This window comes from Jeotgalibacillus malaysiensis (assembly GCF_044789845.1).
Classification (GTDB): Bacteria; Bacillota; Bacilli; order Bacillales; family Jeotgalibacillaceae; genus Jeotgalibacillus; species Jeotgalibacillus malaysiensis_A.
Window position 1 is genome coordinate 1,277,773 of sequence record NZ_CP085252.1, and the last position, 12,429, is coordinate 1,290,201.

14 protein-coding genes are annotated in these 12,429 nt (G+C 43.1%); 8 read left to right on the forward strand and 6 right to left on the reverse strand.

Translation table 11 applies throughout. From position 1 onward, the window contains the following. Positions 1-68: 68 nt before the first annotated feature. The 4 genes from LG330_RS07080 to LG330_RS07095 all read right to left on the reverse strand — a co-directional run bounded on the left by LG330_RS07080 (position 69) and on the right by LG330_RS07095 (position 2,654). Positions 69-656 (reverse strand): HTH-type transcriptional regulator Hpr, encoded by a 588-nt coding sequence (locus LG330_RS07080; protein ID WP_404408568.1) that lies wholly within the window; start codon positions 654-656, stop codon positions 69-71. Between the two features lie 214 nt (positions 657-870). Further along, positions 871-1,248 carry a YtxH domain-containing protein gene (locus LG330_RS07085; protein ID WP_404408570.1) on the reverse strand — a complete coding sequence of 126 codons (378 nt, stop codon included), beginning with the start codon at positions 1,246-1,248 and terminating at the stop codon, positions 871-873. 363 nt (positions 1,249-1,611) lie between these two features. Further along, the gene (locus LG330_RS07090) at positions 1,612-2,130 is read right to left on the reverse strand and encodes a tryptophan transporter (protein WP_404408572.1); all 519 of its coding nucleotides are present in this window, start codon (positions 2,128-2,130) and stop codon (positions 1,612-1,614) included. Between the two features lie 101 nt (positions 2,131-2,231). Next, a complete protein-coding gene (locus LG330_RS07095) occupies positions 2,232-2,654 on the reverse strand; it encodes an HIT family protein (RefSeq protein WP_404408574.1) in 423 nt (140 codons plus the stop codon). A gap of 287 nt (positions 2,655-2,941) precedes the next feature. On the opposite strand from LG330_RS07095, the gene LG330_RS07100 reads away from it, so the two are divergent. Further along, positions 2,942-3,691, forward strand: coding sequence for an ABC transporter ATP-binding protein (locus tag LG330_RS07100; RefSeq protein WP_404408576.1), 750 nt, complete (start codon positions 2,942-2,944; stop codon positions 3,689-3,691). Next, on the forward strand, positions 3,675-4,898 hold the full coding sequence (locus tag LG330_RS07105) for an ABC transporter permease (RefSeq protein ID WP_404408578.1): 1,224 nt from the start codon (positions 3,675-3,677) through the stop codon (positions 4,896-4,898). Before LG330_RS07100 ends, LG330_RS07105 begins: the two co-directional genes overlap by 17 nt. 39 nt (positions 4,899-4,937) lie before the next feature. Here LG330_RS07105 and LG330_RS07110 read toward each other — a convergent pair whose 3' ends face one another. Next, entirely contained in the window at positions 4,938-6,113 is a 1,176-nt protein-coding gene (locus tag LG330_RS07110) for an amidohydrolase (RefSeq protein ID WP_404408580.1), read from the reverse strand. 129 nt (positions 6,114-6,242) lie between these two features. Here LG330_RS07110 and LG330_RS07115 point away from each other — a divergent pair, with 129 nt between their 5' ends. The 4 genes from LG330_RS07115 (at position 6,243) to LG330_RS07130 (ending at position 9,435) form a co-directional block, all read left to right on the forward strand. Then, positions 6,243-6,839, forward strand: a complete 597-nt coding sequence (locus LG330_RS07115) for a phosphatase PAP2 family protein (RefSeq protein WP_404408582.1) — start codon at positions 6,243-6,245, stop codon at positions 6,837-6,839. A 93-nt stretch (positions 6,840-6,932) separates the two neighbouring features. Beyond that, the gene (gene liaF, locus LG330_RS07120; protein ID WP_404408584.1) at positions 6,933-7,742 is read left to right on the forward strand and encodes a cell wall-active antibiotics response protein LiaF; all 810 of its coding nucleotides are present in this window, start codon (positions 6,933-6,935) and stop codon (positions 7,740-7,742) included. A gap of 9 nt (positions 7,743-7,751) precedes the next feature. Then, positions 7,752-8,795, forward strand: a complete 1,044-nt coding sequence (locus LG330_RS07125; RefSeq protein WP_404408586.1) for a sensor histidine kinase — start codon at positions 7,752-7,754, stop codon at positions 8,793-8,795. 1 nt (position 8,796) lies between these two features. After that, a complete protein-coding gene (locus LG330_RS07130) occupies positions 8,797-9,435 on the forward strand; it encodes a response regulator (RefSeq protein ID WP_404408588.1) in 639 nt (212 codons plus the stop codon). Positions 9,436-9,587: 152 nt separating this feature from the next. On the opposite strand, the gene LG330_RS07135 is transcribed toward LG330_RS07130, so the two are convergent. Then, positions 9,588-10,100 carry an antibiotic biosynthesis monooxygenase family protein gene (locus tag LG330_RS07135; protein WP_404408590.1) on the reverse strand — a complete coding sequence of 171 codons (513 nt, stop codon included), beginning with the start codon at positions 10,098-10,100 and terminating at the stop codon, positions 9,588-9,590. A 271-nt stretch (positions 10,101-10,371) separates the two neighbouring features. Here LG330_RS07135 and hemE point away from each other — a divergent pair, with 271 nt between their 5' ends. Then, on the forward strand, positions 10,372-11,403 hold the full coding sequence (hemE, locus tag LG330_RS07140) for a uroporphyrinogen decarboxylase (protein WP_404408592.1): 1,032 nt from the start codon (positions 10,372-10,374) through the stop codon (positions 11,401-11,403). 90 nt (positions 11,404-11,493) lie between these two features. Next, the gene (hemH, locus tag LG330_RS07145; RefSeq protein ID WP_404408594.1) at positions 11,494-12,423 is read left to right on the forward strand and encodes a ferrochelatase; all 930 of its coding nucleotides are present in this window, start codon (positions 11,494-11,496) and stop codon (positions 12,421-12,423) included. Positions 12,424-12,429: the final 6 nt, after the last annotated feature.

A 12,429-nucleotide genomic window follows, 5' to 3' on the forward strand; every position in this document is an offset into this window, starting at 1 on the left:
AATTGTCCAAAACAAAATCCTGTCATGAAAAAAGGAGGAAGAGCCCTTTTCATGACAGGATTGTGCGGTTAAGGTGATGCGATCTGTTTGACCGGATCAGCCGTTCTACTTTTTCTAATTTTCCCTTCAACTTCTGAAAACTCAGTTTCAATATTATTAAATGAAGTTTCAAAGATTTTCATAAAATCATCACCGTAAATATTCTTTACGATCGCCATGACATCCATCATTTCCGGGAATTTTCCGTAAATTTCGCGAAGAGGGGCAGCACCTTCAAAGACTGAATGGGTATCAGGAGAGTAGTTCTCCATTAATTCAAGGAGCAGGTTGTCGCCTTCTTCAGTCAGTTTGATATAAGTGTTGCGCTTATCGTTTTCGCGCTTAGAGAATTCCAAATAGCCTCTTTCTTCAAGCTTTTTTGAAAAGTTAAAGGCTGTGGATACATGCATGACGCCAAACTTGGCAACGTCTGAAATGGATGCACCCTTTAAATGATAAGCGATCCAGAGGATGTGGTGTTCATTGATATTTAGGTCATACGGCTTAATCCAGTTTTGCCAGTCTTTCTCGATTGCTTTCCATAATGCCTTGCTCAGCTGGGCCATCCGCTGGCTGAAAATCATTGCCTCTTTCATAGAATATAATTTATCATCCATTGCTACACCTTCTTTCATAAAAGATTTTAGAGTAATAGGAATATTAGTTCAGTTTCAAACATTATAGCAATAAAGTAAAACGAATGAAAGGTAAGAATAAATTAAATTTTCTAATAAAACTGTTTTACCCTTACGAGGTAAGGTAAAAGGGGGAAGGTTTTAATAGAGATAAATTTTTTGCAAAAGAAAAAACAGCCCGAGGGCTGTTTTTATATTAGCTAGGTTGAGGTTCCTTGCTATCCTGATTAATTGTTTTTTCAAGTTCTTCCATCGTGGACTGAATCGCAGCAAGCTCTTCCTGAAGATTGTTGATTGCAGGATCAGCCTCACGTTTCCACGCCTGGATTGAATCCTTCAGTTCTGCTGCCACAACACGAAGTGATTCTTTGCTTTCTTTAGAAGCGTCTGCGATTGATTCCTTCACAATCTGAAGATTCATCTGCAGTTCGAGCATATGCTCACGCCAGTTCTCTTTTGTATTTTTAATCGTGCCACGCAGTTCTTCACCTGATTGAGGAGCCGATATAAGTGATGCTGCTGCTCCTGCCGCTATTCCGACAACCAAGCCAAGTGAAAATTGTTTGAAATTCATCCCAACCACATCCCTTTTTGTATTTGTATTCTTATTGTATATAGTAATTCATAAACTGTCCAAAGTATTCATGGACAGGAGGAATCATTTCGTGGTGTATTTGAAGGTCATCCTAACCATATGTATGGTGATCTCCTCGGTGTTATTGATGTTATGCACAGCAGATCTGTTTAAAAGACCGTTATATCCACCAAGAAGAAAAAAGCTTCAAAGATTACTGATTACAGTTATCAGCACGCTTCTACTATGTATTTTAACCTATTTAGTTTGGAGATAAACCTGCTGAATCAAAGCGTTGCACTTATTTCAGCCGTGAAAACAAAAAAGCTGCCCCCTTTTTAAAAAGGGAGCAGCCCAGCAGGTTCAGGCAGCAGATTCGACCAGATTTGACCGTCTCATAATTGCCCGTGCAACAGGATACATAACAGCCATTAACAGACCATTCACCACGATTGCAGGAACAACTGCTGAAAGTGCAAGTGCCATAATCGGACCGGGAAGGCCTACAAGAAGTGCGGCAGATCCAAGGAAGATTGTTCCTGAGATCAATGTGCCGACTGCTGCAAGTACGCCGGCTCCTGCAGGCTTACCTGCAAGCTTTCCAGCGAGAAGAATGATTCCATAAAAAGCAAATGCCGTGATCGGCTTATCAATTACATTCGGCAGGAATCCTCCCGGGAATGTTGTTGTAAGACCTGATAAAATACCTGTTGCCAGACCGATCAGCAATACATTTTTAACACCTGGGAATAATAGAATACCAAGAAACATCATTAGTAATGACATATCCGGCTTCATTGTCAGTGTCCCTGGAATTAACAGGTGTAATGCTGTACCCATCCCTACAAAAAGTGCTAGTGCTACGAGTGTTCTCGTGTTCATAACTCATCTCTCCTAAGCTAGACTAATTTTTTTCCTGACATGTCCTCGTGACTGTCAGCGAAAATTAGCATTATTATATCACGGCTGAATCTTATTTCCTACTAATTAATTTTTGCAGCAATGGCCGCTGCCATCTCACTGCGGTCATCATTAGAATAATCGTCTGTATGTACTTCCCATACCGGCTTGAAGCCATCCTGCTCACCGTGACGCGGAAGAATATGAAGGTGATAATGGAAGACACTCTGTCCTGCAAACTCACCATTGTTATTAAGCAGATTTACACCCTTCAGATCATAAGTATCGCTGATTGCATTCGCAATCTTAGGGACCACTGAAAACAGATTTGCAGCGATTTCAGGTGTCAGTTCATGCAGATCTTTTTTATGTGTTTTCGGAATCACAAGCGTATGACCTTTCGTCACCTGACTGATATCAAGAAAAGCATAGACATGCTCATCCTCATATACTTTTGCTGATGGAATCTCACCGTCAATAATCTTACAGAAAATGCAGTCGCTCATATTCTTCATCCTTTCATCAGTAAATTAAGTTTATTCTACCATAGTAAGCTCAGTTGTATGCTACAATGCTGTCATTATATAGTTAATACTAGATCGGGCAATCATTTAAAATTTGCCTATAAAAAACCATCTCAGTAACATGCACAGCGTTGATCGCAGAGGAAGGCGGCGACTCCAGCGGCGGAGAAGGGGCTCACCGCCCGGCCGCGGAAAGCGTCCGCCTGGAACGGAGATCAGACGCCATCGTATCCAATGCAAATATCCGAGAATTGGAAAGGAAGAAATTCATGTCATTATTAGAAATCAAAGATCTGACCGGCGGGTATACAAGGCGGCCGGTGTTAAAAGAGATCAGCCTTGAAATGGAGCACGGCAAAATTGTCGGCTTAATCGGTTTAAACGGAGCTGGTAAAAGTACGACGATTAAACATATTATCGGTCTGATGGAGCCGCACAAAGGTACAGTGGCTATCAATGGGCTGCAGCTGAAACAGAACGCTGATGAATATAGAAAGCAATTTTCATATATACCTGAAGCGCCGATTTTATATGATGAATTGACGCTTGAAGAGCATTTAAGAATGACAGCGATGGCTTATGGGATTTCAGAAAAGGAATATGAACAGAGAGTGCCTGATCTGCTTAAAAAATTCCGGATGGAAGGGAAGCTGAAATGGTTCCCGGCCCACTTTTCAAAAGGGATGAAGCAGAAAGTGATGATTATGTGCGCGTTTTTAATCAACCCGAGCCTTTACATTATTGATGAACCTTTTGTCGGGCTTGATCCGCTTGCCATTCAGTCGCTTCTTGATCTAATGGAGGAAATGAAGGCAGGGGGAGCCGGGATTTTAATGTCTACACATATCCTGGCTACTGCGGAGCGGTACTGTGACTCATTTATCATCCTGCATGATGGAGAGATCCGGGCACGCGGGTCACTTGAAACACTAAGACAGGAATTCCAAATGCCTGAAGCTACACTTGATGATATTTATATTCAGCTGACAAAGGAAGAGTCCAATGAAACACGTTCATGATCTCTGGTCAGCAAGACTGTCTGACTACCAAAAAGAACTTCAAAAATATATGCGCTACATTTTTAACGGGCACCTGATGTTTGTCCTGATTTTTGCAGTAGGCGGCGGAGGATATGTATACAGTAACTGGGTCAGCACGCTTGATGACACTTTTCCTTCCGGGATTTTAATTGCTGCTGTCATTGGACTGGCTGTGACAATGAGTCCGGTTTATACGTACCTGCAGGAGCCTGATAAAGTCTATCTAACGCCTCTTGAAGGGCAGATGAAACGGTATTTTGTGAATGCACTGGTATCAAGCTTCTTTTTCCAGTCCTATATCGTGCTCGTTCTGCTGGCTGCTGCCATGCCTTTATATGTGCAGACAACCGGCGCAGCGTTTTCGGATTTCGTCTGGCTGCTCGGCATGATTCTTGTCCTGAAGGGTTGGAATCTGATCATGAGATGGATCATGTTAAGGTATCAGGAGCCTTCCAATCATTATATAGATCTTGGTATCAGAGGCATTCTGAATATTGCTTTTCTGTGGTCAGTATTTGCAGACGTACCAGCATTTCTTTCGATCCTTATTGCTGTCCTGATGATCGGCTATCTGATGGCATTCATGATGCTGACAAAAGAGAAGTCGTTAAAATGGGAATTACTGATTGATCTTGAAAATGCGAGACTGCACCGGTTCTACCGTTTTGCAAATCTGTTCACTGATGTTCCGCACCTGAAAGGACAGGCTAAGCGAAGAAAGTGGATGGATCCTTTCCTGAAGACACCGGAGCTGAATCCTGCTGCTACATACAGTTACCTGTATACAAGAACGTTCCTGCGCTCTGACGAGTATTTTGGTCTGTGGGTAAGGCTGACGATTATTGCAGGAATCATTATCGGAGGTGCGGACAACCTTTGGCTCAAGGTGATTACAGCACTGCTGTTTCTTTACCTGACAGGATTCCAGCTGATTCCGCTGCTGAAAAAGCACGAGCTGAAAATCTGGCCGGATCTGTATCCGGTAAGTGGCAGTCTTCGTCATGATTCCTTTAAAAAGCTGCTGATGAGAATTCTGATTGTGCAGGCAATGCTGTTTACAATCATCAATCTTGCAAAGCTTGATCTTTACGGCGCAGGCATTACAGCAGCTGCTTCAGTTGCATTCGTCATTATGTTTGTATCCATGTATGTACCTGCTCAGATTAAGAAGCACCATATTAAATAGAAAAAAGCTGCTCCCGAATGGAGCAGCTTTTTTAACGGATTAATTTTCGTTATGGTATTGAATGGCTGCGTTACCCAGCGTTTTTGCTGCAATCAGCATTGCTTTTTCGTTAATATCAAATTTCGGGTGATGGTGTGGATAAGGAACATCTACTCCCTCAGGTTTAGCGCCAGTAAAGAAAAATGTGCCGGGTCTATGTTCAAGGTAGTAGGCAAAATCTTCACCGCCCATTTGCATCTCACTTTCAACTGCAGTAACACCAGGCATTTCATTGACAACCCGTACAAGATAGTCTGTTTCTTTTTCATGGTTTACAACAGCAGGGTATCCTCTGACGTAATCATATTCATACGTGCAATCTGTAGAAATGCATGTGCCTTCTGTGATACGGCCGATCTCTTTTTCAACGAGATCACGTACTTCAGGGGCAAATGTTCTTGCTGTACCGATCAGCTTGGCAGAATCTGCAATGACATTAAATGCATTTTCAGCGACAAATGACCCGACAGAGACAACAGCTGACTCAACAGGATTCACACGTCTTGCAGCAATTTGCTGAAGTGACGTCACAAGCTGTGAACCTGCTACGACAGCGTCCTTTGTTTTGTGTGGCTGAGCACCGTGGCCGCCTGCGCCTTGAATTTTGATTTCAAACCGGTCGGCTGCTGCCATAATAGGACCGGTACGGTATTCGATATGACCAAGTTCACCGGTGACCCACAGGTGTGTGCCAAATACTGCGTCCACGCCATCCAGACAGCCGTCTTCAATCATACTGATTGCCCCGCCCGGCGCATATTCTTCAGCATGCTGGTGAATCATCACGTAAGTTCCAGGCAGTTCTTCTCTCAGCAGATGAAGTGCTTTTGCCAGATGAAGAAGCGTTGCTGTATGTCCGTCGTGTCCGCAAGCATGCATCTTTCCGGAAATTTTAGATTTATAAGGAACGTCTTTTTCATCCTCGATTGGGAGTGCATCAAAATCAGCGCGTAAAGCGACCGTTTTACCTGGCTTACCGCCTTTGATAACAGCGGTTACCCCATTTCCACCAACACCTGTTTTCACTTCAACACCAAGCTCTTTATAAAAAGCTTCAATTAAAGCAGGCGTTTCTTTTTCCTCAAAAGAAAGCTCAGGGTGCTGGTGAAGGTGACGGCGAAGCGTAACCATATCATCGTAGTAGGAATCTAACAGTGAAAAAAGTTTTTCATTCATATGTATGCTCCTTTCATAATCAAACCATTTAATGATGACTCAGTATATCACGGGACCCGAATTTTTTCACTCTTTTGACGACTCACCCGATACTATATAATGGTAGCAGGCAGGGAGGAGGGGAATAACGTGAAAAAATGGTTTTATCCACTTGCAGCTGTGACATTTGCAGCAGCAGTTTTGTTAGTAATTAACTTAGATGACGGGTTAAATGGTATTGATCAATTCGGTGCTGAATTCTTCAGTGAACTGGACTTTTTATTGTTTTTTGGTTTTCTTGGTGGAGAGTGGTTTCTGGCCACTATCAGTATCGCAGCAGTTCTTTATTTATGGTTCAGACGGAATCATTATCTTGGAATGATGATTGTCCTGCTTGCAGTCGGTGGAGGCAATTACTTGAATAAGCTGATCAAAACGCAGACTGAAAGACCACGGCCTGATGGACTTAATGAAGGGTTCAGCTTTCCAAGCGGCCATGCGATGGTCAGTATGATTGCTGCGATTGTTATTATTTATCTGATTACTGAAAAGTCAGGTGATGCAGCAGGGCAGGCACTGATGTTAGCTGTTGGCATTCTGATTTCCGTGCTGGCAGGGCTGAGCAGGCTGCCGGATGAGGCGCATTATTTTACAGATGTAATCGGTGGGTGGCTGCTTGGCTATACGTACGCCATTTTTTGTCTGGTTGTATATGAATACCTGATGAAAAGGCGTGCCTCCGCCTGAGGACTGAGGAGGGCTCCTTCCTCTGATGCTTTATGAAAGCAGGCAGGCACTTTAGAATAAATAAAAAGTGCCTGACAGAAAGGTTGAGATGAAATGGAAGGAGTTAATAAAAAGCAGTGGGGGTGTGCAAGCTTTCTGCTCGTATTCGGGCTGCTGCTTCTAATGCTTAATCTCGGTTTACTGCAGCTTGAAGGTTCCGCTGCAGGACTGATTATTCCTGTCATTTTACTGATTATCGGAATTGCACAGCTGATTAAATTCTTTACGAAAAGAAGAGGAATATTAAGCGGTCTGATTTTTTCCGTATATGGGGGACTGTTAACAGCAGCGTTTTTCTCAGAAGACATTGCGTTCGGCTATAGTGACATTTGGCGTCTTTGGCCGCTATTGCTCATTGGATTTGCCATTTCACTGATCACAAAAAGAAGCTCGATCCAATTCAGTTACGGTGAGCCGAGAATGGGTGGCAGGAAAGAAGTGAATCAGCACGGGGATCACCGTGAAAAAACATTCAGGTTTGAAAATAAAACACATGTTAAGCACGCGATGAGTATTGGGAATGAAAAATTCACTTCTGAAAACTGGGCACTCGAGAATATGAAGCTGAATAAATCAGTCGGTAATTATGTATTTGATCTGAAAAAAGCGTTTATCTCTGAAGGAGAGACACAGCTTGATGTGTCTGTCAGAATCGGCAATATTAAAATGACTGTCCCGGAAGAGCTCAGCGTTCATATCATTTCTAATGTAGCGGTCGGTGAAAATGTGCTTTTTAACGAGCGGACGGACGGAACTCATGCGAGAACGCTTCATTTCCGTTCTGAAGATTATGAAACAGCACCAAAAAAGGTAAAGGTCATATTGGATGTTAATGTCGGATCCATCAGAATCGACAGGATTTAAGGAGGAGCCATGATCAGAGTAGCGAGTCTTAATCACTGGTTCATTTTGCAATATTTCAGATTCACCTTATATGGTGCAATTCTGCTGTTTACGATTTTGCAATTATATATTTTTCTTTCTCCAGACCCTTTTCTTCATACTGCTGCTTCACTTGGTGTTGTGGGCATTACATCACTCGTATTTTTCATCATGTCTATCTATATTGGTATTCGCTCAGGAAAAATTATGCGCCAGCGCATTCATGAGATGACTGCATTCGTTGCAAGACTTTCGTCAGGTAAATCCGGCGAAACCATGGAGATCCATGAAACGGATGATATCTCTGTACTTGAAGAAGCATTAAATGAACTTTCAATTAACATAAATGAACAAACGAAATCTCTGCAGCGGGTCTCCAGTGAGCGATTAAATCTTGAAAAGCAGGCTCAACAGGCCGCAGTAATTGAAGAACGTCAGCGTCTGGCAAGAGACCTCCATGATTCCGTCAGCCAGCAGCTGTTTGCATTGAACATGCTGTCATCCGCTTCAGTCCGCATGCTTGAGACCAATCAGAAAGAAGCAGGGAAGCTTGTCCGTCAGGCAGCGGAAATCGCTGAAAAAGCGCAGGGTGAAATGAGAGCGCTTCTGTTACATCTGAGACCTGTTGATTTAAAAGGTGAATCCCTGTCAACAGGACTTGAAAAGCTTGCATTCGAGCTTGAACAGAAAACACCAATCACGTTCTCATTGCAGCTTGAACAGATGGAAAAGATCCATGAAAGTGCTGATGAACACCTTTTCAGAGTCGTACAGGAAGCTGTCTCAAACATTCTCCGCCACGCAAATGCCACCGAAATTACAATCAGAACTGAAGTGAAGGGCTCATCCTTCTACCTTTTCGTCGGTGATAATGGAGACGGCTTTGACGTGACAAATAAAAAGTGGACATCATACGGATTACAGACAATGAAGGAGCGCTGTGAAGAAATTGGCGGTCAGTTTGAATTGCGTTCAAAAGCAGGCGAGGGCACATATATTAAAATCAGAATTCCGATTATGGAAGGAGGAGTGTAATATGACAAAGGTAAAAGTTATGATTGTAGATGATCATGAAATGGTCAGACTCGGTATTAAATCCTATTTGCTGACTGAACCAGGTATTGAATTTGTAGGGGAAGCCGTGAACGGAAAAGAAGCTGCCGTACTCGCTGAAAAAACAAAGCCTGATGTGATATTGATGGATCTCCTGATGGAAGGCGGCACAGGCATTGATGCGACGCGTGATATTCTGAGCTTTTTACCTGATACGAAAATCATTATTCTGACAAGCTATTATGATGATGAACAGGTTTTCCCCGCGCTTGAAGCAGGTGCACACAGCTATATTTTGAAAACCTCTTCCGCCTCCCAGATCCTCGACACTGTGTATAAAGCTGCGAGGGGTGAGTCTGTCATTGAACAGCAGGTGGCAAGTAAGCTGATGAACCGCTTCAGAACGAAAGAAAGAGTACTTCATGAGGATTTGACGGAAAGAGAAATGGATGTATTGAAGTGTCTCGGAGACGGGCTCACGAATCAGGAAATTGCAGATGAGTTATACATAGGGATTAAAACAGTAAAGACGCATGTGAGCAATGTGCTGAGTAAGCTTGAAATCAGCGACCGCACACAGGCGGCGATTTATGCAAATCGTAAGGGGCTGCTGAGGAAGTAGTGTTTTACATTATTTAGGCGTATCACTGGGGACGGAGTTCAGTGGTTCATTTTTAGAATGATTCTAAAAATGGAACACACAACTCCGTCCCCGCTGTGCCGCTTATACAAAAAGACCACGCTCACAACAAGCGTGGTCTTTCTATACTTTATTTACTGCTCTGTCTGCCCGACATACTTCGTCACAAACGACGAGCGTGGGAATATTGATTTCTGATGATCAATTCCTTCTGACGTGCCGCGTTTTGCGTGTGCTTTATTATATGACTGGGACGTCTGCCAGTCTTTAAATGATTTCTCATCATCCCATTGAGTCAGGACTACATACGTATCTGAATCAACTGGTCTTAATACACGGATCGCAATGAATCCAGGCTCTTCTTCAATCAGTCCTGCACGGTTTTTAAAGCGGTGTTCAAATACCGGACGGCCCTCATCTGATACAGGAATGTTATTAAAGACGAAAAAGCCGTTTTCAGTCAGGTGACCGGATTCTTCAAACACTTCATATTTTCTCGGGCTGTTAAAGAGTGTATCTCCTTCAGTTTCATGAACTAACAGCGCGGTATCCTCCCCAAGCATCTGTACCATTGTTTCGTTTGGGTTTTCCTCCTGAAACTTATGTAAAAAGTCAGGCGTCCCAAAAGTCATGTAAATTTTCTTCATCACAATTCCTCCTCGACTCATTTATGTTCCTTACCATTTCGATTTCAGTTTTACGCTGACTACAATTCTATTTATACCCTTTTTCAGCCCCGTTAACCACTTCAAAGGCTTTTGATCGTTGAGAAAAGAGGAGATTTTATGACATTTACGGGTGTCTGGTATACACTGATATAGAAAAGGGCTATAGTTAAAAACGGATATCAAGAGCGAAGAAAAATTAGCAGATTTCTGTAAAATAACTAGCACATTTGAAAGGTGGATTACACTCGTTATGAGTTCATTTAATGATACGTTTTTAAAGGCAGCAAGAGGAGAGGCAGTCACGCATACACCTGTCTGGTATATGAGGCAGGCGGGCCGCTCCCAGCCTGAATACCGTGCGATTAAAGAGAAATACTCTTTATTTGAAATTACCCACCAGCCGGAGCTTTGCGCGTATGTAACAAGATTACCGGTCGAAAATTACGGGGTGGATGCTGCGGTACTTTATAAAGACATTATGACGCCGCTTCCTGCGATCGGTGTGGATGTTGAGATCAAGTCAGGCATTGGTCCTGTTATTCATAATCCGATCAAATCTGTTCAGGATATTGAGAAGCTTGGTATGATCGAGCCTGAAGCGGATGTACCTTACGTGCTTGAAACGATTAAATTACTGACAACTGAACAATTAAACGTGCCGTTAATCGGCTTTGGCGGTGCACCATTCACGCTCGCAAGCTATATGATCGAAGGCGGACCATCAAGAAATTATCATAAGACAAAGGCGTTTATGTATCAGGAAACAACTGCATGGCATGCATTGATGGACAAGCTTGCTGAGATGACGATCCGTTACACAACTGCCCAGGTTAAAGCAGGAGCGGGTACCATCCAGATGTTTGATTCATGGGTAGGGACGTTGAACGTTCAGGACTACCGCACATACATTAAGCCGCACATGGAAAAAATCTTTGCAGCACTAAAAGAGCTTAATATACCACTGATTATGCACGGCGTTGGTGCAGCTCATCTTGCAAAAGACTGGAATGATCTGCCGCTTGACGTGGTTGGTCTTGACTGGAGACTGTCGATTGAAGAAGCGCGTGAAAAAGGCGTAACGAAAACCGTTCAGGGTAACCTTGATCCGTCACTATTACTTTGTGACTGGGATATTATTGAAAAGCATGTAAAACCAATTTTAGATGCAGGCATGAAGCATCCAGGGCACATTTTTAACCTTGGGCACGGCGTATTTCCTGAAGTGCAGCCTGACACGCTGAAAAAGCTGACGGCATTCGTTCAGGAATATACTGCCCGCTAACACATTTAAAAAGCAGATCATTGGAAGCTTAAAGGCTTGTCTGCTACAACAATAGAGAAGCACAAATTTTGCTAATGAGGTGGAATAGACATGTCAAAGAAAAAAATGGGCCTTCTTGTAATGGCTTACGGTACGCCATATTCAGAAGATGATCTTGAACGTTATTACACACATATCAGAAGAGGCAGAAAGCCATCTGAAGAGTTACTTGAAGACTTAAGAGACCGATATAATGCAATCGGGGGTATCTCACCACTTGCACGCATTACAGAGGAACAGGGCACTGCCCTCACTGCACGCCTGAATGAAGTACAGGATGACATTGAATTTGTCATGTATCTTGGTCTGAAACATATTGAACCGTTTGTGGAAGATGCAGTAGATGAAATGAAAAAAGACGGTATTGAAGAAGCAGTTTCAATTGTACTCGCACCACACTTTTCATCGTACAGCGTAAAATCATACAATAAGCGTGCAAAAGACCGTGCTGAAGAAGTCGGCGGACCATCAATTACTTCTATTGAAAGCTGGTACGATGAGCCGAAATTCATCCAATATTGGTCTGAAAAAGTAAAAGAAACATTTGACAGCATGACTGATGAACAGCGTGAAAAAGCAGTGCTGATCGTATCGGCGCACAGCTTACCTGAAAAGATCCTTGCAGGAGGCGATCCATATCCTGACCAACTGCAGGAAACAGCAGACCTGATTGCGGAGCAGGCCGGGGTTAAAAACTACGAAATCGGCTGGCAGAGTGAAGGAAACACACCTGATCCATGGATCGGACCTGACGTTCAGGACCTGACAAAGGATCTGCATGAACAGCATGGCTATACTGCATTCGTCTACACCCCGGTAGGATTCGTATCCGATCACCTGGAAGTACTTTATGATAACGACTACGAGTGCAAGGTTGTAACAGACGAGATTGGTGCTGACTACTTCCGTCCGGAAATGCCGAACACACAGCCATTATTTATTGAGGCAATGACAGATAAAGTAATGAAGACATTAGGTTAAGCTTAT

Excerpts from the sequence above, each read along its gene's own strand:
- LG330_RS07080 (WP_404408568.1), bottom strand. The coding sequence starts at position 656 with ATGGATGATAAATTATATTCTATGAAAGAGGCAATGATTTTCAGCCAG.
- LG330_RS07085 (WP_404408570.1), bottom strand. The coding sequence starts at position 1,248 with ATGAATTTCAAACAATTTTCACTTGGCTTGGTTGTCGGAATAGCGGCA.
- LG330_RS07090 (WP_404408572.1), bottom strand. The coding sequence starts at position 2,130 with ATGAACACGAGAACACTCGTAGCACTAGCACTTTTTGTAGGGATGGGT.
- LG330_RS07095 (WP_404408574.1), bottom strand. The coding sequence starts at position 2,654 with ATGAGCGACTGCATTTTCTGTAAGATTATTGACGGTGAGATTCCATCA.
- LG330_RS07100 (WP_404408576.1), top strand. The coding sequence starts at position 2,942 with ATGTCATTATTAGAAATCAAAGATCTGACCGGCGGGTATACAAGGCGG.
- LG330_RS07105 (WP_404408578.1), top strand. The coding sequence starts at position 3,675 with ATGAAACACGTTCATGATCTCTGGTCAGCAAGACTGTCTGACTACCAA.
- LG330_RS07110 (WP_404408580.1), bottom strand. The coding sequence starts at position 6,113 with ATGAATGAAAAACTTTTTTCACTGTTAGATTCCTACTACGATGATATG.
- liaF (WP_404408584.1), top strand. The coding sequence starts at position 6,933 with ATGGAAGGAGTTAATAAAAAGCAGTGGGGGTGTGCAAGCTTTCTGCTC.
- LG330_RS07125 (WP_404408586.1), top strand. The coding sequence starts at position 7,752 with ATGATCAGAGTAGCGAGTCTTAATCACTGGTTCATTTTGCAATATTTC.
- LG330_RS07130 (WP_404408588.1), top strand. The coding sequence starts at position 8,797 with ATGACAAAGGTAAAAGTTATGATTGTAGATGATCATGAAATGGTCAGA.
- LG330_RS07135 (WP_404408590.1), bottom strand. The coding sequence starts at position 10,100 with ATGAAGAAAATTTACATGACTTTTGGGACGCCTGACTTTTTACATAAG.
- hemE (WP_404408592.1), top strand. The coding sequence starts at position 10,372 with ATGAGTTCATTTAATGATACGTTTTTAAAGGCAGCAAGAGGAGAGGCA.
- hemH (WP_404408594.1), top strand. The coding sequence starts at position 11,494 with ATGTCAAAGAAAAAAATGGGCCTTCTTGTAATGGCTTACGGTACGCCA.